The following is a 19,892-nucleotide window of genomic DNA, read 5'->3' as shown; positions in this document are numbered from 1 at the left end:
GCTGCCCCGACCGGCTCCCGGTCGTGCGGTGCGGGACCGGCCGGTCCCGTCGGGTCCGTCAGACCTCCGCGGACTCCTGCTTCGCGGCCTCGGCGGCCGCGTGCTTCTTGGAGGCGATGAGGCTGGTGATGGTGGTGACCACCAGGACGCCGCAGATGACCGTGAGCGAGAACGGGATGGAGATCTCGGGGACGTGGACCCCGCTCTCGTGCAGGGCGTGCAGCACCAGCTTGACGCCGATGAAGCCGAGGATGATCGACAGGCCGTAGCTCAGGTGGACCAGCTTCTTCAGCAGACCGCCGATGAGGAAGTACAGCTGGCGCAGGCCCATCAGGGCGAAGGCGTTGGCGGTGAAGACGATGTACGGGTCCTGGGTGAGGCCGAAGATCGCCGGGATGGAGTCCAGGGCGAACAGCACGTCGGTGGTGCCGATGGCGAGCATGACCACCATGAGGGGAGTCATGATGCGCTTGCCGTTCTCCCGGATGAAGAGCTTCGTGCCGTGGTAGCGGTCGGCGACGCCGAACTTCTTCTCCACGGACTTCAGGAGGCGGTTCTCCTCGAACTCCTCGTCGTCCTCGTCGGCGCGGGCTTCCTTGATCAGCTTCCAGGCGGTGTAGATCAGGAAGGCGCCGAAGATGTAGAAGATCCAGGAGAAGCTGGAGATGATCGCCGCGCCCGCCGCGATGAAGATGGCGCGGAGCACGAGGGCGATCAGCACACCGATGAGCAGCACCCGCTGCTGCAGGTGGGTGGGCACCGCGAACTTCGCCATGATCAACACGAAGACGAAGAGGTTGTCCACACTGAGGGACTTCTCGGTGATGTATCCGGCGAAGAACTCGCCGGCGGACTGGGAGTTGCCGAAGAACAGCAGGCCCAGACCGAAGAGGACGGCGAGGACGATCCAGACGATCGTCCAGATCCCCGCCTCCTTGACCGAGACGTCGTGGGGCTTGCGCCCGATGAAGAAGTCGGCACCGATCAGGATGCAGAGACCGAGGATGGTCAGCACCCAGAGATTCGTTGAAACGTCCACTACGCCTCCGGCAGATGGCTACAGCTCAAGGTCAGCGTCATCGCTGCCGGAGGTCTCTTCCACCCGAGCGGCCTGCGGGGCCGCGGGGCCGGAGTCCCGGGACCGATTGCGGTCCGTATTGACGAGATCACCGTGAACAGGAGTGCAGGAATACTCCCCTCCGCGCAGACAACCCTACCGGGAGAGGGCCCGAAAGGTAAAGGGAGTCCCAAAGGAAGGTCAGCGGAAGGTCAGCGAGCCGGTGGCGGCGGGCCGCCGCCGGACCGCCGGCGGGGCCGTCCTCAGCGGCCCCGCGCGGCCGTGACCTGCGCGAGGACGTGGTCGAGCACGGCGCTGCCCGCGGGCGGGAGCCCGGCCTCGAAGGTCCAGGCGTGGCCGACCCAGGGATCGGCGAGGTGGTCGTCGGGTACGGGCGACAGCCTGAGCAGGGACTTCCAGAGGGGGTCGAGGAGGGGTCCGAAAGCGGAGGCCTCGTCACGGTCCGCGACCATCAGCAGGTGGACGCCGACGGCCGGACCCTCGTCGGCGAGGTAGCGCAGCCGGGTGACCGCGCGGTCGTCGAAGCCGTGCGGGAAGTCGTGGACGATCAGCAGCCGGTCGGCGCGGTCCACATCCGGGGGCAGATCGGCCAGGTCCCCGCCGCGGACCGCCATCTGGGCGAGGTCCACCCGGCGGGTCAGCCGCTCCAGGACGCGGTGCACCCCGGGGGCCCCGCCGTCGGCCGGGTCCCCGGCCAGTCCGGCCCGGACCAGCGGGGCGAGGGCGGCGGCGCCGGCACCCGCCGGGTCGATGACGTCGACCGCGAAGCGGCCCGCCGGGTGCACGGCGAGGATCCGGACGGCCAGGGCGACGGCGGTGTCCAGGGCGGCCCGGCGCAGCGGGGCCGTGTCCATGGCCATGGCGGCCTCGGAGCCGGTGCGCCCGCAGTCGATCCACAGGCCGCGTTCCAGGGGCAGCCGGGCCAGCATCGGGATCCGCAGGCCGGGGCGCTCGGGCAGGTGCAGTTCGCCCAGGCGCAGGGCCAGGGGCGGATCGGTGGGCAGTCGGTGCGCCTGCCAGGCGGGCAGGTCCCAGCGGGCGAAGGCGGGCGGCAGGGCCGGTTCCACCACCTCGGCCTCCGCGGCGAGCTGGTCGAGGTCACGGTCGAGGACGGCCACGGCGCGGGCGACCAGCTCGTCGCGGCGGGCCTGGGCCGCTTCGCGGGCGGCGTCGCCGGTGCCGCCGAGGCGGCTGCGGGGGTCGGAGAGCACGTCGTCCAGTTCGCGGTCCAGGCGCCCGTCGGCGAAGTCGACGGCGCCGCGGTAGGCGGCGACGGCGCGGGCCAGGTCCTCGAACATGCCCCAGACCTGGTTGTAGAGGCGCTCCTCCATGGACCAGCCGGTGGCGTCCCCGGCGACCGGGGCGAGCGGTCCGGCCGGCCGGTCCGCGGCGGTGGCGGCGGCCGGGGCGGGGGCCGGGGGCGTGGTGCCGCCGCGGCGCGGGTGGGCGTAGCTGACGGTGCGGTCGGCTCCGCCGGTCGCCGCGGATCCGGTCCGGGCGGGGCCGCCCGGGGTCTCGGAGGGGGCCGCGGGACCGGGGGCCGCAGGCGCGCCGGGTCCCGCCGCGGGGGCGGGCTCGGGCGCCGCGACGGTCCGGGGCACGGTGGCGTACGGCCCGGGTGCGGTCGGCACCGGTCCGGCGGCGGCCTGCACCTCGGCGGCGAGGGCCACGGCGGCGGGGCCGGCGAGCCCGTGGTCGGCGAGGAGGGCGGCCAGCCCGTCGGCGTAGCCCTGGCCGACGGCCCGCACCTTCCAGGCGTCCTGGCGCCGGTACAGCTCCAGGGCGACCACCGCGGACTCGGAGTCCAGGTCGGTGACGGTGAAGTCGACGAGGACCGTGCCGTCGGGCGCGGCCACGGCGAGGGAGGGGGCCGGGACGGCCCCGAACCGGGTGGGGCCGCCGGCGGGCAGGGCGAGCAGCACCGCGACCCGGTGGACGGCTCCGGGGAGCGCGGCGAGGTCGACGGTGAGCCGGTGCTCGGCGCCGAGCGCGGGGGTGACGCGGACCCCGGGGAGTTCGGGGGCGCCGGGGTGGGCCAGGGAACGGGCCCCGGCCACCTGCCCGCGTTCGTCGGCGAGGGCCGCCCCGGCGAGCACCGGGGTGCCCGCCGAGACCCGGATCTCCACCCGCGTGCCCGTCAGCGGATGGTTCTGCCCGCGTACCAGTTCGGCCGTCATCGCCGTGCCACCCCCGTCGTCCCCGTCGCCCGTCGCGCCCGTGCCGCCGCCCGCCTGCCCGTCTTCGGTTACAGGTGCGGGACGATCGACGGGAGCAGGTCCTGGAAGGTGCGGCCGTTGGCCGCGCTGCCCAGGGCCGTCATCTTCCAGCCGGCGCCGGCGCGGTGCACCTTGGCCATGATCTGGGCGGTGTACTGGCCGCCGCCGTCGAGGGTGTAGCGGGCGAGCTCCTCGCCGGTGGTCTCGTCGACCAGGCGGCAGAAGGCGTTCTCGACCTCCTGGAAGGTCTGCCCGGTGAAGGAGTTCACCGTGAAGACGATCTGGTCGATGTGGACGGGGACCCGCTGGAGGTCCACGAGGATGGACTCGTCGTCCCCGCCGGCGCCGACGCCGCCGACGAGGTTGTCGCCGGTGTGCCGGACCGACCCGTCGTTGCTGGTCAGGTGCTGGAAGAAGACCACGTCCACCGGCTGGCCGTCGGCGAAGAGGACGGCCGAGGCGTCGAGGTCGACCTCGCGGGTGCGCGAGCCGAACAGGCCGCGGCGCTTGGCCGCCTGCCAGCCCAGGCCCATCCGCACCGCGGACAGCGAACCGCCGCCCGACTTCTCCAGGCTGATGGCCTGTCCCTTGGTCATGTTGACCGTCACGCGCCGTCCCCTTCTGCTCGTCCCCTGCGGGCCCACTCGGCGGTGTCCGCCGGCGCGGAGGGCGACGCGTCCGCGCACCTCACCGCACCCGGCCACCCTACGCACGGGTGGGCCCCGGGCGGTCGGTGCCGGCCAAATCCGTGTCCCTCCTGAGACACGGCCCGGGCGTCGTCCGCCCGGGCCGTCGCCCGGTCAGGCCAGACCCGCCTCCCGCATCTGCCGCAGTTCCTTCTTCAACTCCCCCACCTCGTCGCGGATCCGGGCCGCGACCTCGAACTGGAGCTCCGCGGCGGCGGCCCGCATCCGCTCGGTCATGTCCTCGATCAGCTGGGCCAGTTCGGCGGCGGGCCGGTCGGTGGGCGTGCCGGACCCCTTGCCGGCCTTGGCGGCCTTCCCGCCGAGGGCGGGCACGGGGGCCTTGGGCGTGGCGCCCTCCTTGCCCTGGCGGTAGCCGGTGCCGAGGAGTTCGGCGGTGTCCACCTCCTCGCGGGCGATGGTGGCCACGATGTCGTTGATCTTCTTGCGGAGCGGCTGCGGGTCGATGCCGTGCTCGGTGTTGTAGGCGATCTGCTTGGCCCGGCGCCGGTTGGTCTCGTCGATGGCCTTCTCCATCGACGGGGTGATCCGGTCCGCGTACATGTGGACCTGGCCGGAGACGTTGCGCGCCGCGCGGCCGATGGTCTGGATCAGGGAGGTGCCGGAGCGCAGGAAGCCCTCCTTGTCGGCGTCGAGGATGGCCACCAGGGACACCTCGGGGAGGTCCAGGCCCTCGCGGAGGAGGTTGATGCCGACCAGGACGTCGTACTCGCCGGCGCGCAGTTCGCGCAGCAGCTCGATGCGGCGCAGGGTGTCCACGTCGCTGTGGAGGTACCGGACCTGGATGCCGAGCTCCAGGAAGTAGTCGGTGAGGTCCTCGGCCATCTTCTTGGTGAGGGTGGTGACCAGGACCCGCTCGTCCTTCTCGGTCCGCTTGCGGATCTCGTGGACGAGGTCGTCGATCTGGCCCTCGGTGGGCTTGATCACGACCTCCGGGTCGACGAGCCCGGTGGGGCGGATGATCTGCTCCACGAAGCCGTCGCCGCGGGACAGTTCGTACGTGCCCGGGGTGGCCGACAGGTAGACCGTCTGGTCGATCCGCTTGAGGAACTCCTCCCACTTCAGGGGCCGGTTGTCCAGGGCGGAGGGCAGCCGGAAGCCGTGGTCGACGAGGGTCCGCTTGCGGGAGGCGTCGCCCTCGTACATGGCGCCGATCTGCGGCACGGTCACATGGGACTCGTCGATGACCAGGAGGAAGTCCTCCGGGAAGTAGTCGATGAGGGTGTGGGGGGCGGAGCCGGGCTCGCGGCCGTCCATGTGGAGGGAGTAGTTCTCGATCCCGGAGCAGGAGCCGATCTGCTGCATCATCTCCAGGTCGTAGGTGGTGCGCATGCGGAGCCGCTGGGCCTCCAGCAGCTTGCCCTGCTTCTCCAGCTCGGCGAGGCGGGCGGCCAGCTCGGTCTCGATGCCGCGGATGGCGTTCTGCATCCGCTCGGGGCCCGCGATGTAGTGGCTGGCGGGGAAGACGTACAGCTCGGAGTCGTCGCTGATGACCTCGCCGGTGAGCGGGTGCAGCGTGGACAGGGCCTCGATCTCGTCGCCGAACATCTCGATGCGGACGGCCAGTTCCTCGTAGACCGGGAAGATCTCGATGGTGTCCCCGCGGACCCGGAAGGTGCCGCGGGTGAAGGCGAGGTCGTTGCGGGTGTACTGGATGTCCACGAAGCGGCGCAGCAGCTGGTCCCGGTCGATCTCCTCGCCGACCTTGAGCGGGACCATCCGGTCCACGTACTCCTGCGGGGTGCCGAGGCCGTAGATGCAGGACACGGAGGCGACCACGATCACGTCGCGGCGGGTCAGCAGGGAGTTGGTCGCCGAGTGCCGCAGCCGCTCGACCTCCTCGTTGATGGAGGAGTCCTTCTCGATGTAGGTGTCCGACTGCGGGACGTACGCCTCGGGCTGGTAGTAGTCGTAGTACGAGACGAAGTACTCGACGGCGTTGTTGGGGAGGAGCTCGCGGAACTCGTTCGCGAGCTGGGCCGCGAGGGTCTTGTTCGGCGCCATGACCAGGGTGGGGCGCTGGAGGCGCTCGATCATCCAGGCCGTGGTGGCCGACTTTCCGGTGCCGGTGGCGCCGAGCAGGACCACGTCCTTCTCGCCCGCCTTGATCCGGCGCTCCAGCTCGTCGATGGCCGCGGGCTGGTCGCCGCTGGGCTGGAACGGACTGACGACCTCGAAGGGCGCGCCGCTGCTCCGCCGGAGGTGTTCGATCTTCGATTCGGGCCGCATGCTCCCACGGTACGGCCCCGCACCGACAGCCACGCCGCCGCGCGGCACGGGCGGCGGGCGCGCGGGGCCCCGGCGGGGCGCGCCGCGCGTCTCCGGGGGGCCGGGTCAGCGACGGTCCCAGTCGCGGCCGGGTTCCTCCCCGGCGGGCAGGACCGGCCAGACGGGCCGCTCGGGGCGGGGCGGGGGCGGGGCGGTCTCCCCCGGCTTCTTCCAGTCCTGGGTGCCCATGACCAGCAGCGGGTCGAACATGACCACGACCCCGGCGAGGACCAGGAACACCACGGGACCGACCAGGAGCGGGGCGAGCAGGGCGGTGGGCTCCTCCCCGCCGAGCTCGCCGAAGCCGGAGCCGAGGCGGACCCGGACGGCGGCCATGGCGGTGTAGTGCATGCCGCTGACGGCGAGTCCCATGACGAGGCTGGCGCCGATGGCGGGGAGCAGGCCCCGGATGGTGACGGCGGCCCAGAGGGCGGCGGTGGCGGCGACGACGGCGATCACCACGGAGAGGGCCACGATCTTGACGTCGTATTCGAGGCGGCCGTGCAGCCGCATGCCGGCCATGCCGAGGTAGTGCATGGTGGCGACGCCGAGGCCGGTGATGGTCCCTCCGGTGACGAGGGACATCGGGGTGCTGCCGCGGTAGCCGACGATGAAGAGTCCGACGCCCGTCATGACGACGGCCACCGCAAGGCTCGCGAACGTGGTCCGTTTGTCGTAGTTCAGTGGCGATTGCACGATCGAGAACCCCATCATCGCGATGAAGTGCATCGTCCAGATGCCCGATCCGATGGCGGTGGCCCCCAGGGCCAACCAGCCGGGCCGCCAGGAGCGCTCGACGAGGAGGGAACGGGTCGTGCAGCGGAGACCGAGTGCACCGCCGAGGCAGGCCATCACGTACGCCGCGAGGGGCGTGATCAGGCCATAGCTGAAGCCGTCGACCGTGCCGTAGTGGCCGGTCATCGCGACCGTGGCGTGCATCCCGCCCGTCCTTCCGCCGTGACAGACCGTCTCCCGGTCCTATGCGTGGTGTCACGGGCCCGATTGAGGGCGACATTAAGGTCACGGACCGCGATCGCGCACTGCCTCCGGCCAGATTGGCCCGGCCGGATTCCGTCGGCGGGCGATCCGGACGGATTCGTTCACCCCGTCGCCACCCGCGGCCCACCCGCGGCCCGCCCTCCGTTGCTGATGCGCTGTCACCCTGACCGTGGTCACCGCTGAGTCGTCCGCCGCCGTCCGGCTGCCGACCCCGAGGAGAACGCCATGTACGTACGCTCGTTCGCGGCCGCTGCCGCGGTCCTCCTGGGCATCACCCTCGCTCCGGGCGGCCACGCCGCCCCTCCCGCCCCCGCCTCCGCCTCCACTCCCCTCGCCGCCGCGCGGCCCGCCACCGGCACGCGCGCCCACCCGAACACCGGCCCGAACGCCGGTCCGGGCGTCGGAGCGCCCGCCTCGGCCGCCGCCCCGTCCGTCCCGACCGCGGCCGCCCGGCCGGGTCCCGCCGCGGCCGTGCGACCCGCCGACAGCCGGCCGCGCCGGGGCGCGCTGCCCGCTCCCGCCCCCGCGCCGAAGGACCCGTACCGGGCGGACGCGCCGGTGGTCTACGCGCACCGGGGCGCCTCCGCCTACGCCCCCGAGAACACCCTCGCCGCCGTGGACTACGCCGAACACCTGGGCATCGACTGGGTCGAGAACGACGTCCAGCGCACCCGCGACGGACAGCTGGTCGTGATCCACGACGAGACCCTGACACGGACCACCGACGCGGAGGAACGCTTCCCCGGGCGGTCGCCCTGGCGGGTGAAGGACTTCACCGCCGCGGAGATCGCCACCCTGGACGCGGGGGGCTGGTTCAGCGTGGTCCACACCGGGGCGCGCGTGCCGACGCTGCGCCAGTACCTGGACCGGGTGGAGCACAACCAGCAGCGGCTGCTGCTGGAGATCAAGAAGCCGGAGCTCTACCCGGGCATCGAGGCGGACATCCTGCGGGTGCTGGGCGGGGCGGGCTGGCTGGACGAGCACCACGTCACCCGGCGGCTGGTGGTGCAGAGCTTCAGCGCCGACAGCGTGCGGGCCGTGCACCGCGCCCGCCCCGACCTGACCACGGCCTTCCTGGGCAATCCGCAGACCGCGGAGCTGCGGCAGTACGCCGCGTTCACCGACCGGATCAATCCGCAGCACACCTCGATCACGAAGGAGTGGGTCGCCGCCGTGCACGCCCTCAAGGGGGCCCACGGCAAGCGCATGACGGTGGACACCTGGATCGTGAACGGGGCCACCGCCGCCCGCCGGGTCCGCGACCTGGGGGTGGACGGGATCATCTCCAACAACCCGGACGTGGTGCGGGACGCGGTCGGCGGCTTCTGAGCCCCGGCCCCGGTCCGACGCGGGGGCACGGGTCGCGCCCCCGCCCCCGCCCCCGTGCCCCAGGCCCCGTCCGGTCCCGGACCGGCTGTCGGTGCCGGGCCGTACCGTGGAGAGGTGCACCCCGACACGTCAGACGCCACCACCGCCTCCGCCGTCCCGGAGGCTCCGGCCGGGCCCGTCCCGCGCCTGGAATGGACCCTCCTGGACGGCTCGGAGAGCCCGGTGGGCCCGCTGTTCCTGGCCGCCACGCCCACCGGCCTGGTGCAGGTGGGCTTCCGGGGCGAGCCCCGAATGGCCGCCGCGCTCGGCGCCCGCCTCGGCGTCGAGCCGGTCCGGCCGGCCGCCGGCGGCGAGGTGCTGCTGGCGGAGCCGGTGCGCCAGCTGCGCCGGTACTTCGCCGGCGAGCTGCGCCGCTTCTCGCTGCCCCTGGACTGGACGTTCAGCGCGGGCTTCAACCGCCGCGTGCTGGAACTCCTCGCGGCGGGCGTGCCGTACGGGGCGGTCGTCGGGTACGGCGAACTGGCCGCGCGGGCCGGTCGCCCCGGGGGCGCCCAGGCGGTCGGTGCCGCGATGGGCTCCAATCCGCTGCCGGTGGTGGTGCCCTGCCACCGGGTGGTGGAGAACGACGGCGCGCTCGGCGGTTTCGGCGGCGGCGCGGAGGCCAAGCGCACCCTGCTGGCCCTGGAGGGGGTGCTCCCCGCGCCTCTTTTCTGATCCGGCCCCCCGGGGGCCGGCCCGCCCCGCGCCCCGGCGCGCGAACCGCCCCGCGGGGCGGCCACCGAAGCGGCCCGGTAACCCGGTGTACCGCCGGCACCGCGGGTGCGAGACTCGGCCGGTGACTACGCCATACGCCGCTCCCGCGCTGCTCAGCGGGGTACTCGCCGCCCACGCGGCCCTCCTGCCACCCCTCCTCGTGGGCCCCGCGGCCGCCACCGGATCCGGGCCCCGACCCGGCACCGGGAGCTGTCCGGGGGCCGGAGCGGAGCGGACCCCGTGAGCGCGGGTCCGCGCACCGCCGCCGGTCCGCCCGCGGTCACCCCGGAGTCCCTGCCCCGGCTGCGCCGCCGCATATCCGGGGTCCTGGTGGCCTGCCAGGTCATCGGCGGCCTCGGAGTACCCGTCAGCATCGCCCTGGCCCCGGTCCTGGCCACGGAGGTCAGCGGCTCGGAGGGCTACTCCGGGCTCGCCTCCAGCGCCTCCGTGGCGGGCACCGCCCTGGTCTCGCTGCCGCTGGCCGCGCTGATGACGGCGCGCGGCCGCCGCCCCGGACTCGTCCTCGGCTACCTCATCGGAGCCGCGGGCGCCGGTCTGGTCGTCCTCGCCGCGGCGGTGTCCAGCTTCCCGCTGCTGCTCCTGGGCATGGCCCTGTTCGGGGCGGCCTCCTCCGCGAACCTCCAGGCCCGGTTCGCCGCCGCCGACCTCGCCGACCCCGACCACCGGGCGCGGGCCATCTCCACCGTCGTGTGGGCCACCACCGTGGGCGCCGTCCTCGGGCCCAACCTGTCCGCCCCGGCCGCCCGCAGCTTCCAGGGAACGGCCGTGCCCGCCGAGGCGGGACCCTTCGTCTGGGCCGCCGGCATCTTCCTGCTCACCGCCGCGCTGGTGGGCGTCCTGCTGCGCCCCGATCCGCTGCTGGCCGCCCGGGCCCTGGCCGGTCCGGCCGCGCAGGCCCCGGCCGCCCGTTCCCTGCGGGCGGGGTTCGCGGCCGTGCGGGCCTCCCCGCGCGCCCGGCTGGCGCTGCTGACGGTGGCCGTCTCCCACACCGCGATGGTGTCGATCATGGTGATGACCCCGCTGCACCTGGGCCACCACGGCGCCGGTCTGGAGCTCGTGGGTCTGGTCATCAGCATCCACATCGCCGGGATGTACGCCTTCTCCCCGCTGATGGGTTGGCTCGCCGACCGGCTCGGCCGGCTCAGCGTGATCGGGCTGGCCGCCGGGCTGCTGTCGGTGGCCGCGCTCCTCGCGGGCACCTCCGGCGGCAGCCACGGGCGCACCACGGCCGGGCTGTTCCTGCTGGGGCTGGGCTGGTCGGCGGGGATGGTGGCCGGTTCCGCCCTGCTCACCGACTCGGTACCGCAGGCGGCCCGGGCCCCCGTCCAGGGCCTGTCGGACCTGACCATGAACACCGCCGCGGGGGTCGGCGGGGCCCTCGCGGGCCTGGTGGTCTCCCAGGCCGGCTACGGATGGCTGAACGCCGCGGGGGCGGCCCTGTTGCTGCCGATGGCGGCGCTGGCCCTGTACACGGCGCGCCGGCACCCGGCCGCCCCGAAGGCGGAGCCGCCGGTCGCGGGATGAGCGCGCGACGGCTCCGGGGCCCGTCAGAGGTTGATGTGGTAGCCCTTGCGGAGGGTCTCGTGGACGGTCCAGGTGGTCCGGTCCCCTTCGCGGAGCACGCCGAGGCTGCCCGGTCCGAGCTCCAGCACCGGGCCGCCCTCGACGGCCACCGTGGCCCGGCCGCTGATCACCACGAACAGCTCGTCGGCCTCGGTGTCCGTGACCACGCCCGGGGTGATCTGCCAGATGCCGCGGACCTGGCCGCCGTCGGGGGACTCCCACAGCACCTTGCCGGTGACCACCGGCTCGCCGGAGACGATCTGCGCGGGGTCCAGTTCCTCGACCTCCAGCTCGGCGTCGGGGATGGCGACGACGAAGGCGGCGACGGCGGGGGCGGGGCTGTGGTCAGGGGTGCTCATGGCGCGACCCTAGCCCGCGCGGGGCCGCCTCCAGGGCGGACAGCCCGTCCAGGATCCCCCGGGCGGGCGCGGCACCCTGTCGAGACGGCGGAAACCGCGCGTTTGCGGGGGTGCCGGCCGTGCCAGGGATGGGGCATGCCACAGCACTCACCGCTCGTCCCGGTCCTGTCGGAGGAAGTACGCGAGGCACTGGACCGCCACCGGCCCGTGGTGGCCCTGGAGTCCACGATCCTGGCGCACGGCCTGCCCCGCCCCCGCAACCTGCTCGTCGGCACGGAGCTGGAGGAACTGGTCCGCTCCGAGGGGGCGGTACCCGCCACGGTGGCCGTCCTCGACGGGGTGCCGCACGTCGGTCTGGACAAGGCCGGGTTGGAGCGGATCGCCGGGGCCCCGGGCGCGGGCGACGGTCCGGTCCGCAAGTTGGGGCACCGGGACCTGGCCCCGGCCGTCGCCGGTGGGGCCACCGGGGCCACCACGGTCTCCGCCACGGCCTTCCTGGCGGCCCGGGCCGGGCTGCGGGTGTTCGCCACCGGCGGTCTGGGCGGGGTGCACCGCGGCTGGACGGAGTCCCAGGACGAGTCCGCCGACCTGGCGCTGTTGGCCCGGACCCGGATCACCGTGGTCTGCGCCGGGGTCAAGTCCATCCTCGACGTGCCCGCCACCCTCCAGCGGCTGGAGACCCTCGGGGTCACGGTGCTCGGCTACGGCACGGACCGCTTCCCCGGCTTCTACCTGACCAGCTCCGGGGAGCCGGTGGACTGGACCGTGCGCGAACCGGCCGAGGTGGCCGCGGTGATGGCCGCCCAGGACGCGCTGGCGGGCCCGGAAGCGGCGCTGCTCGTGGGCAATCCGGTGCCGGAGACGGAGCAGTTGGACCCGGAACTGCACGACCGGGTGCTGGCCGGCGCGCTCGCGGAGGCCCGGGAGAGCGGGATCTCGGGCCAGGCGGTCACCCCCTTCCTCCTGGAACGCCTGGTGGCGCACACCGGCGGGGCCTCGCTGGAGGCCAACCTGGCGGCGGTCCGGGGCAACGTCCGGCTGGCCGCCCGGATCGCGGCGGCCTGGACGGCCCGCGCGGGGCGCGGGGCGTGACCGCGCCGGGGGGCGGCGCCCTGCTGGTGGTGGGCGACGTGATCACGGACGTGGTGGCGGTGCACGCCGGGCCGCTGGTCCCGGCCACGGACACGGCCGCCTCGATCCGCACCCTGCCGGGCGGGGCCGGGGCCAACGCGGCCTGCTGGGCGGCGTACGCGGGGCTGGACCGGGTCGGGTTGCTGGCCCGGGTGGGCGGGGACGACACGGCGGGCTGGCACGAGCGGGCCCTGACCGAGGCCGGGGTGCGGCCGCTGCTGGTCCGGGACGCGCAGGCGCCCACCGGCACGGTGATCTCCCTGGTGGACGGCACCGCCGAGCGGACCTTCCTCACCGACGGCGGGGCGGCGCTGCGACTGTCCCCCGCGGACTGGCACCCGCGGCTCCTGGCCGGGACGGACCACCTGCACATCTCCGGGTACCTGTTCTTCGCCGAACCGGCCCGGGAGCTGGCCCTGCTGGCGCTGACGACGGCCGTGGAGCAGGGGGTTCCGGTGAGCGTGGACCCGGCCTCGGCGGGCTTCCTGGCCGCGCGGGGCCCGGGGGCCTTCCTCGCGGCGGTGCGCGGGGCCTCGGTGCTGCTGCCGAACGCCGACGAGGCCCTGCTGCTGTCGGCGGCCCTGCCCGAGGAGGACGGGGCGGCCGGGGAAGCGGCGGCCGTGGCCGGTGGCACGGATCCCGTCGAGGCGGCGGCCGCCCGGCTGAGCCGGGAGGTGCCGCTGGTGGTGGTGACCCGGGGCTCGGCGGGCGCCGTGGTGGCCGAGGAGGGCCGGGTGACGGCCGTGGTGCCGGGCATGACCGCCGCCGCGGTGGACACCACCGGGGCCGGCGACGCCTTCACCGGCGGCTTCCTGGCGGCCCGGCTCCGCGGGGCCTCCGCGGTGGGCGCGGCGCGCGCGGGCTGCCGGGCCGGCGCGGAGGCCGTCACCCGGATCGGCGGCCGGCCGGGCTGAGCGGCCGCCGGAACGGGCCGGGCGACGGGCCGGGGACGCGCCCCCGGGGTGGTGGCGCGGTCTCAGGCGGGCGGCCCGGACCAGGCCGGGTGGCGGGGGTCGTCGGCGCGCACCAGCACGTCGGCGGCCCCGGCCGGACCGGTCTCGGCCTCGTACCGCTCGAAGGCGGGCAGGGTCCATCGCAGGCCCGGCTCGGTGCGGCGGGCCAGGGCGCCCGGGGAGAGCGCGAGGTGCACGGTCAGATCGAAGGGGAACCAGTGCTTCAGCAGCATCGGCCCGTGCACCAGCAGCACCCCGCCCGGCGGCAACGGTACCGCCGGGCTGCGGGTGGCCCGGTCGGTGGCCGGGTCCCACAGGTCCGGCAGGACCCGCCCGCTGCCGCCCTCCTCCAGTGGCCCGAACACCTCCCGCCACAGGGCGGGGACGTCGTACCAGCCGTCCAGGTAGCTCTCCACGTCCTCCCGCCCGTACTCCAGGCGCACCGACGCGGGCCGCAGGAACCCCTCCGTGGCGACGGTGACGACGGGGCGCCCGTAGCCGCGCAAGGCCCCGGCCACGGCCCCGGCGAGGTCCCCGGTGCGGGCGGCGGGGGCGCCGTCCAGGGCCAGGCGGACCCGGCCGCCCTCGCCGCCCGCACCGGCGGCGAGGGCGTCCAGGCGGCGGGCGAGGGAGTCCGCGAGCCGCTCCCAGGTGATCGGTTCGAGCTGCATGGGGCCATTGTCAGTGGTCACCCGTAGCTTTTCCGAACACGGGAACGGCAGTCGCAGGAACGGCCGCCCGGACCTTGGGAGGGGTCTGTCATGGCGCGGGAGACGACGTATCTGGAGCTGTCCCAGGACGGTGGCGGGGCGCACAAGTTCTACGAGGTGACCGTGGAGGGCACGGCCGTCTCGGTGCGGTACGGACGCATCGGCGCGCCCGGCCAGCTCCAGAGCTCCGCCTTCCCCACCCCCGAGAAGGCCCGCGCGGCGGCCGCGAAGAAGATCGGCGAGAAGGTCCGCAAGGGCTACGCCCCGGCGGTGCAAGGGGTCCGCGCGGCCCGTGCGGTGACGCGCCGCCAGGTCTCCTCGGCCCCCTCCACGGCCCGCGCCGTGGCCCCGGTGCTGTGGCGGTTCCGCACCGGCACGGCCGCCTTCGGCATCCACGTGGACGAGGACCGCTGCTGGGTCGGCAACCAGGCCGGCGACGTGTACACCCTCAGCCACGGCGGGGAGGTGCTCGCCCGCTACTCGCTGCCGGACGGCGTGAAGTGCCTGGTCGCCGACGAGTTCTGGATCTACGCGGGCTGCGACGACGGCGCCGTGTACGACCTCTCCTCGAAGCTGCCCTTCGCCGCCTACCAGATCAAGCCGGACGTGGACATCTTCTGGCTGGACATCCACGAGGGCGTGCTGCACGTCTCCGACGCCGACGGCGGGCTGAACGTCATCGACCACGAGGACGAGTTCCAGTGGTCGCGGAAGTCGGCGGGCGGCCACGCCTGGATGGTCCGCGCCGACGAGGAGGCCGTCTACCACGGGCACGGCCAGGGCGTCACGGCCTACGCCCCGGACGGCAGCGGCGAGCTGTGGCACACCCGGACCGGCGGGGTGCTGTTCGGTTGGCAGGAGGCCGACGCCGTGTACGCGGGCACCAGCCGCAACTCGGTCGAGCGGCTGTCGAAGCGGACCGGCGCGGTGGAGGCGAGCTTCCGCTGCGACGCCTCCGTGTACTCCTGCGCCACCTCCCCGGACGGCCGCCACGTGTTCGCGGGCGACTCCGCCTCCTCGGTGTACTGCTTCGACGCCTCGGGGCAGCGGCTGTGGAAGCTGGGCACCGGCGGCGGCTCCGCCCTGTCCATGCAGTACCTGGACGGCAAGCTGTACCTGGTCACCACGGACGGTTCGCTCGTCTGCGTGGACGCGAGCGAGTCCGCCATCGCGGCGGCCGAGCAGGGCTCGGTGCCCGCCGCCCGGGACGTCAAGCAGGCCGCCGCGCTGCCCACGTACGTCCCGGCGGCCTCCGCCGCGGCGGTGGCCACGGTCACGGCGGCGCCCGCGGGCGGGATCGTCGTGGAGTGCGTGCAGCAGGGCGGCCGGCTGCGGGTGCAGGTGGTCACGGGCGGCTACGAGCCCGGCTGGAACGTCCAGTTCCCGCGCGGGATGCGCGAGCCCGGCGCCCGCTACGTGGTCGAGGCCCTGCACCCCGCCGCGGGCGGCTTCTACCGGGTACGCGGCGAGATCCACCGCCTGGTCTGATCCCCCGACCCGCCGGACCGCCCGCTCGGGGGAGGGGCGGTCCGGCGGCGTACGGGCCCCGGCGTACGGGCCCCGGGGCGGCTCCGCTCCGCGAACCGGGCCGAATCGACGGGCCGTTGCGGGTGAGAGGGGGCCGTTGCGGCGGTATCACCCTGGTATGAGCCTGGTCGTCTTCGAGGCGCTCCGGCCGGTGCACTGCGCCGCCTGCCGCCGGGGCCCGGTCCCACGGGTGGTCCGCGACGCCCACGGGGTACCGCGCTGTCTGCGCTGCGCGGGCCTCGGGGACCTCGTGTTCCTGGCCCGCGGGGACGCCGCCCTCACCCGCCGCGCCCGGGAGGGCAGTTCACGGCACGCGGTGGTCGTCCGTTACGTCAAGCGGCGCCGCCGCACCGAGCGTCAGGGGCTGCTGGTGGAGCGGAGGGCGCTGCGCCGGGCCCGGGAGAGCTGCCGGGCGGACGCCGACGCGCGGGCCCGCCGACGGGCCCGGGACCGGATCCGTCGCGAGGCGGCGGACGTCCGGTTCACGGCCGCGTTCGCCGCGGAGATACGGCGGCTGTTCCCGGGGATCCCTCCGGCGCGGGCGGCGGCGATCGCCGCGCACGCCTCGCTGCGCGGCAGCGGTCGGGTGGGCCGCACCGCGGCCGGACGGGCCCTGGACGAGGGCGTCGTCGCGGTCGCGGTGCGGGCCGCGGTCCGCCACGACGACACGGACTACGACGCGCTGCTGGCGTCGGGCGTCCCCCGGCACCAGGCGCGCGCCCGGTTGGCGCCGCGCATCGACGCGGTGTTGGCGGCCTGGCGGGAACCGTCCGCCGCCTGACCCGCCGGGGGCCGACCCCCGGGGAAGGCGGACCGGTCCGGCCGGTCAGCCCTCGGCGCCGGGGCGGTGCCGGCGGTACAGCACGGCGCCGCCGAGCAGCAGGGCCGCGGCGGTGGGGAGGGCGTAGCCCAGGCCCTCGGCGCCGGTCTGCGCGAGGGAGGGACCGGGGCCCTGCGGGGCGGGCTCCCCCGGGGCCACCGGCAGCTCGGGCCGCTCGGTCAGGGGGGGCGCGGGCCGCTCGGGGGTGACCGGACGGACCGGCAGCGGGGCGGGCCGGTTCACGGAGGTGTTCCCGGAGGACGGGTTGCCGATCCCGACCACGTTGACGGAGTTCCCGGAGACGTTGACCGGGATCTCCACGGGGAGCCGGACCGTATTGCCGGAGAGCAGCCCCGGAGAATCCTTTCCGCGCCCGTCGGCGGTGGCTCCCCCGGGCGTCAGGGACCGCCCGGGGCCGGGATGGGACCCGGATCCGGGTCCTGTTCCCGGGTGGGAGCCGGAGGTGGAGCTCGCGTGGACGCGGTCCTCGCCGTTCCGACAGTCGTTGCCGGCGGCCGGGTTGAGGAGTCCCACCACGCTGACGGTGTTCCCGCACACGTTCACCGGTACGTCCACGGGCAGTTGGGCGAGGTTCCCCGAGAGCAGGCCCGGTGAGCCGTCGGCCCGGCCCTGGGCGTCCGAGTCCGCGAAGGCCTGCCCGGCGGCTCCCGCCACCGAGAGGGCGCCGCCCGCGACCACTGCCGCGATCCATCCGTTCCGACGACTCTGCCGCATCCGTTGTCCCTGCCTTCAGGAGGAGTTGGCGGGCGGTGCGCCCGCACAGGACCAACGCGGCGGCCCCGTTCGGGTTATAGAGCCGGTACGCATTTCACTCCATCGTGTAGCGCGTACTCCCTACTTCATGATCAACCACCTTCGGCCGCGGGCCGCCGGGAGCTCGGGGCGCCCGGTCGGTCCCCGCCGGTCGGACCGCGCCGGTCAGTCCTCGTCGCCGGGCGGGACGGACCCGGCGAGCGCGGCCACCGGATCGGGGTGCGGGGGGCCGGAGGGCCACCAGTCCTCCTCGGCGGGCAGGCTGCCGTACGGGTACCAGAGCCCGTCCCGGCCCAGTCGGAGCTGCCGGCCGGGGGCGGTGAGGCGGTTCCGGTCCGGGCGGAACCGGCCCGATCCGGCGGCCAGGAGGGCGGGACCGGCCCGGTCGAAGGGGCCCGCGGGCGGGTCCCAAGGCTCTTCGAGGACCTCCAGCCCGGCCCGGCCCCCGCCGAGCCGCCAGGCGGCGGCGGCCCGCGCCAGCTCGGTGAGGGGACGCTCGGCGGCCCGCGCCAGGTCCCGGTAGAGGGCGCGGGCGCTGCCGGTGAGCCCGGAGGTGGGGTGGGCGGCGGCCAGCCGTACCGCGTCCTGCCAGAGGGTCAGCCCGGCCAGCGGGTCGGTGCCCGTGGTGAGGAGGGCGTGGGCGCGGACCGCGGCGTCGGTGGCGAGCTGGTCGAGGGCCAGCGGGTCGGGGGCGCCGGGGCCCTCCGGGCAGGCGGGCGGGTGTCCGGGCGCCGACGGGTCGGGCAGGGGCGGCGGCAGCGGGGGAAGGGTGCGGGGCAGCAGGGCCGTCCGCGCGGGCACCCCGGGCAGTCCGGCGGCCGGCTCGGGGCGTTCCCGGGCCGCGTGCGCGGCGTGCCGGCGGCCCAGGTCCTCGACCAGTTCCCCTTCGCCTCGGCCGCGGAGCAGCGGGAGCAGGAAGGGGTCCGCGTCGAGCAGCCGGGCCGTGCGGCGGGCCAGGGCACGGACGTGCCCGCAGGCGGGCCGACCCTCGGTGGGGCAGGAGCAGCGGACGCGGAGCTCCCCGGGGCCCGGCAGGAGGGTGTCGGCGAGCTCCCGGGGGACCTCGCCTTCGAGGAGGCCGGCCAGCCGGGCCGGATCGGCGGCGGTGGCGCGGAGCAGTTCCTCCCAGTCGGCGTCGGGGAGGACCTCGATCAGGATCTCGGTGCGGTAGGGGCGGGGGCGGTCGTCCAGGACGTAGGAGACGATCCGGCCGGGGGTCGCGGTGACCGCGTCCACGGTGCCCCCGGGCCCCCCTCCGGCGCCGTCGGCCGGCCCGTCCGGGTCGAGTGGGACCCCGGTGAGCCGTGCGACGGTACCGGTCCAGGCCGCGCCCCACCAGGCGGCGGGCGGCGCGGCCTCCTCCGGGTCCGGTGCCGGATAGCTGCGGCGGCGGTCCTCCCGCGGGCCGGTCACGCGGGCCTGCGCAGGGAGACGAGGTCGGACAGTTCGGCGTCGGTGAGCTCGGTGAGGGCGGCCTCGCCGGTGCCGAGCACGGCGTCGGCGAGGGCCCGCTTGGCCTGGAGCATCTCGGCGATGCGGTCCTCCACGGTGCCCTCGGCGATGAGCCGGTGGACCTGCACGGGCTGCGTCTGCCCGATGCGGTGGGCGCGGTCGGTGGCCTGCTCCTCCACGGCCGGGTTCCACCAGCGGTCGAAGTGCACGACGTGCCCGGCCCGGGTGAGGTTCAGGCCCGTGCCCGCCGCTTTCAGCGACAGCAGGAAGACCGGGACCTCGCCCGACTGGAAGCGGTCCACGAGCTCCTGGCGGCGGGCCACCGGGGTGCTGCCGTCGAGGAGTTGGCAGGGCACCCCGCGGGAGGTCAGGTGGGCGGAGAGGATCCGGGCCATGCCGGCGTACTGGGTGAAGACGAGCACCGAGCCCTCCTCGGCGAGGATGGTGTCGAGGAGTTCGTCGAGCAGGGCGAGCTTCCCGGAGCGGTGCGCGTACCGGGGGCGGGCCCCCGGTCGGTCCGCCTCCTTGAGGTACTGGGCGGGGTGGTTGCAGATCTGCTTGAGGGAGCCGAGGAGCTTCATCACCAGCCCGCGCCGGGCCATGCCCTCACTGGCCTCGATCTGCGCCATGGTCTCGGTGACGGCCGCCCGGTAGAGGGAGACCTGCTCGCGGGTGAGGGCCACGGGATGGTCGGTCTCGGTCTTGGCGGGCAGCTCCGGGGCGATGCCCGGATCGGTCTTCCTGCGGCGCAGCAGGAAGGGCCGGACCAGGCGGGCGAGGCGGTCCACCGCCTCGGCGTGGCCGGGGTGTTCGCCCTGTTCGGCGGCGCGGGCGTGCCGGGCCCGGAAGGTGGTGAGCGGTCCCAGCAGGCCGGGGGTGGTCCAGTCGAGGAGGGCCCACAGCTCGGAGAGGTTGTTCTCCACCGGGGTGCCGGTGAGCGCGACCCGGGCCGGGGCGGGCACGGTGCGCAGGGCTCGCGCGGTGGCGGAGTGCGGGTTCTTCACGTGCTGGGCCTCGTCGGCGACGACCATCCCCCAGCTCCGCTCGGCCAGGTGGGCGGCTCCGGCGCGGAGGGTGCCGTACGTGGTGAGGACGAAGCCCCCGTCGAGCCCCTCCAGGGTGCGGCCGGCGCCGTGGTAGCGGCGGACGGGGACGCCGGGGGCGAAGCGTTCGATCTCGCGCTGCCAGTTGCCGAGGAGGGAGGCCGGGCAGACCACGAGGGTGGGTCCGGCCGT

General features: G+C 75.2%; 18 protein-coding genes. 8 read left to right on the top strand and 10 right to left on the bottom strand.

Translation table 11 applies throughout. The annotated features are described in order from the left end of the window. Positions 1-58 precede the first annotated feature (58 nt). From ABTZ17_RS30330 to ABTZ17_RS30310, 5 genes are all read right to left on the bottom strand, one after another. Positions 59-1,039: a TerC/Alx family metal homeostasis membrane protein gene (locus tag ABTZ17_RS30330; protein WP_352198972.1), complete on the bottom strand. Its 981-nt coding sequence runs from the start codon at positions 1,037-1,039 to the stop codon at positions 59-61. A gap of 281 nt (positions 1,040-1,320) precedes the next feature. Then, positions 1,321-3,255, bottom strand: coding sequence for a TerD family protein (locus tag ABTZ17_RS30325; protein ID WP_352198971.1), 1,935 nt, complete (start codon positions 3,253-3,255; stop codon positions 1,321-1,323). Between the two features lie 68 nt (positions 3,256-3,323). Further along, a complete protein-coding gene (locus ABTZ17_RS30320; RefSeq protein ID WP_352198970.1) occupies positions 3,324-3,902 on the bottom strand; it encodes a TerD family protein in 579 nt (192 codons plus the stop codon). A gap of 192 nt (positions 3,903-4,094) precedes the next feature. Further along, positions 4,095-6,227 (bottom strand): excinuclease ABC subunit UvrB, encoded by a 2,133-nt coding sequence (gene uvrB, locus ABTZ17_RS30315; RefSeq protein ID WP_352198969.1) that lies wholly within the window; start codon positions 6,225-6,227, stop codon positions 4,095-4,097. 105 nt (positions 6,228-6,332) lie between these two features. Next, positions 6,333-7,205, bottom strand: a complete 873-nt coding sequence (locus ABTZ17_RS30310) for an MHYT domain-containing protein (RefSeq protein WP_352198968.1) — start codon at positions 7,203-7,205, stop codon at positions 6,333-6,335. 531 nt (positions 7,206-7,736) lie between these two features. On the opposite strand from ABTZ17_RS30310, the gene ABTZ17_RS30305 reads away from it, so the two are divergent. The 4 genes from ABTZ17_RS30305 (at position 7,737) to ABTZ17_RS30290 (ending at position 10,892) form a co-directional block, all read left to right on the top strand. Further along, entirely contained in the window at positions 7,737-8,594 is an 858-nt protein-coding gene (locus tag ABTZ17_RS30305; protein WP_502994909.1) for a glycerophosphodiester phosphodiesterase, read from the top strand. 186 nt (positions 8,595-8,780) lie between these two features. After that, entirely contained in the window at positions 8,781-9,308 is a 528-nt protein-coding gene (locus ABTZ17_RS30300; protein WP_352198973.1) for a methylated-DNA--[protein]-cysteine S-methyltransferase, read from the top strand. A gap of 121 nt (positions 9,309-9,429) precedes the next feature. Continuing rightward, a complete protein-coding gene (locus ABTZ17_RS30295; RefSeq protein ID WP_352198966.1) occupies positions 9,430-9,591 on the top strand; it encodes a hypothetical protein in 162 nt (53 codons plus the stop codon). Beyond that, positions 9,588-10,892: an MFS transporter gene (locus tag ABTZ17_RS30290; protein ID WP_352198965.1), complete on the top strand. Its 1,305-nt coding sequence runs from the start codon at positions 9,588-9,590 to the stop codon at positions 10,890-10,892. The genes ABTZ17_RS30295 and ABTZ17_RS30290 overlap by 4 nt, the downstream gene beginning before the upstream one ends. A gap of 23 nt (positions 10,893-10,915) precedes the next feature. On the opposite strand, the gene ABTZ17_RS30285 is transcribed toward ABTZ17_RS30290, so the two are convergent. After that, the gene (locus tag ABTZ17_RS30285) at positions 10,916-11,290 is read right to left on the bottom strand and encodes a cupin domain-containing protein (protein WP_352198964.1); all 375 of its coding nucleotides are present in this window, start codon (positions 11,288-11,290) and stop codon (positions 10,916-10,918) included. Positions 11,291-11,425: 135 nt separating this feature from the next. Here ABTZ17_RS30285 and ABTZ17_RS30280 point away from each other — a divergent pair, with 135 nt between their 5' ends. Together ABTZ17_RS30280 and ABTZ17_RS30275 are read left to right on the top strand one after the other, a co-directional pair. Further along, the gene (locus ABTZ17_RS30280; protein WP_352198963.1) at positions 11,426-12,382 is read left to right on the top strand and encodes a pseudouridine-5'-phosphate glycosidase; all 957 of its coding nucleotides are present in this window, start codon (positions 11,426-11,428) and stop codon (positions 12,380-12,382) included. Next, positions 12,379-13,335 (top strand): carbohydrate kinase family protein, encoded by a 957-nt coding sequence (locus tag ABTZ17_RS30275; RefSeq protein WP_352198962.1) that lies wholly within the window; start codon positions 12,379-12,381, stop codon positions 13,333-13,335. The genes ABTZ17_RS30280 and ABTZ17_RS30275 overlap by 4 nt, the downstream gene beginning before the upstream one ends. Before the next feature lie 62 nt (positions 13,336-13,397). On the opposite strand, the gene ABTZ17_RS30270 is transcribed toward ABTZ17_RS30275, so the two are convergent. Beyond that, entirely contained in the window at positions 13,398-14,045 is a 648-nt protein-coding gene (locus tag ABTZ17_RS30270; RefSeq protein ID WP_352198961.1) for a nucleoside/nucleotide kinase family protein, read from the bottom strand. A 90-nt stretch (positions 14,046-14,135) separates the two neighbouring features. Between ABTZ17_RS30270 and ABTZ17_RS30265 the strand changes: the two genes are divergently transcribed. Together ABTZ17_RS30265 and ABTZ17_RS30260 are read left to right on the top strand one after the other, a co-directional pair. Next, complete coding sequence (locus tag ABTZ17_RS30265) at positions 14,136-15,572, top strand: WGR domain-containing protein (protein WP_352198960.1); 1,437 nt, start codon at positions 14,136-14,138, stop codon at positions 15,570-15,572. A gap of 157 nt (positions 15,573-15,729) precedes the next feature. Continuing rightward, the gene (locus ABTZ17_RS30260; protein WP_352198959.1) at positions 15,730-16,392 is read left to right on the top strand and encodes a DUF2293 domain-containing protein; all 663 of its coding nucleotides are present in this window, start codon (positions 15,730-15,732) and stop codon (positions 16,390-16,392) included. Positions 16,393-16,437: 45 nt separating this feature from the next. Here the strand turns inward: ABTZ17_RS30260 and ABTZ17_RS30255 are convergent, their stop codons facing one another. The 3 genes from ABTZ17_RS30255 to ABTZ17_RS30245 all read right to left on the bottom strand — a co-directional run. Continuing rightward, the gene (locus ABTZ17_RS30255; RefSeq protein ID WP_352198958.1) at positions 16,438-17,166 is read right to left on the bottom strand and encodes a chaplin; all 729 of its coding nucleotides are present in this window, start codon (positions 17,164-17,166) and stop codon (positions 16,438-16,440) included. Between the two features lie 204 nt (positions 17,167-17,370). Then, entirely contained in the window at positions 17,371-18,618 is a 1,248-nt protein-coding gene (locus ABTZ17_RS30250; protein WP_352198957.1) for an SWIM zinc finger family protein, read from the bottom strand. Further along, positions 18,615-19,892, bottom strand: a 1,278-nt coding sequence (locus ABTZ17_RS30245; RefSeq protein ID WP_352198956.1) for a DEAD/DEAH box helicase, incomplete at its 5' end; no start/stop codon positions are given. The genes ABTZ17_RS30250 and ABTZ17_RS30245, both read right to left, overlap by 4 nt.

It is taken from the genome of Streptomyces sp. NPDC097619 (genome assembly GCF_040302735.1).
Taxonomy (GTDB): domain Bacteria; phylum Actinomycetota; class Actinomycetes; order Streptomycetales; family Streptomycetaceae; genus Streptomyces.
Note: the sequence above shows the minus strand (reverse complement) of the source record. Positions and strands in the feature narration are given on the sequence as shown.

Excerpts from the sequence above, each read along its gene's own strand:
- uvrB (WP_352198969.1), bottom strand. The coding sequence starts at position 6,227 with ATGCGGCCCGAATCGAAGATCGAACACCTCCGGCGGAGCAGCGGCGCG.
- ABTZ17_RS30280 (WP_352198963.1), top strand. The coding sequence starts at position 11,426 with ATGCCACAGCACTCACCGCTCGTCCCGGTCCTGTCGGAGGAAGTACGC.
- ABTZ17_RS30325 (WP_352198971.1), bottom strand. The coding sequence starts at position 3,255 with ATGACGGCCGAACTGGTACGCGGGCAGAACCATCCGCTGACGGGCACG.
- ABTZ17_RS30265 (WP_352198960.1), top strand. The coding sequence starts at position 14,136 with ATGGCGCGGGAGACGACGTATCTGGAGCTGTCCCAGGACGGTGGCGGG.
- ABTZ17_RS30285 (WP_352198964.1), bottom strand. The coding sequence starts at position 11,290 with ATGAGCACCCCTGACCACAGCCCCGCCCCCGCCGTCGCCGCCTTCGTC.
- ABTZ17_RS30270 (WP_352198961.1), bottom strand. The coding sequence starts at position 14,045 with ATGCAGCTCGAACCGATCACCTGGGAGCGGCTCGCGGACTCCCTCGCC.
- ABTZ17_RS30260 (WP_352198959.1), top strand. The coding sequence starts at position 15,730 with ATGAGCCTGGTCGTCTTCGAGGCGCTCCGGCCGGTGCACTGCGCCGCC.
- ABTZ17_RS30255 (WP_352198958.1), bottom strand. The coding sequence starts at position 17,166 with ATGCGGCAGAGTCGTCGGAACGGATGGATCGCGGCAGTGGTCGCGGGC.
- ABTZ17_RS30310 (WP_352198968.1), bottom strand. The coding sequence starts at position 7,205 with ATGCACGCCACGGTCGCGATGACCGGCCACTACGGCACGGTCGACGGC.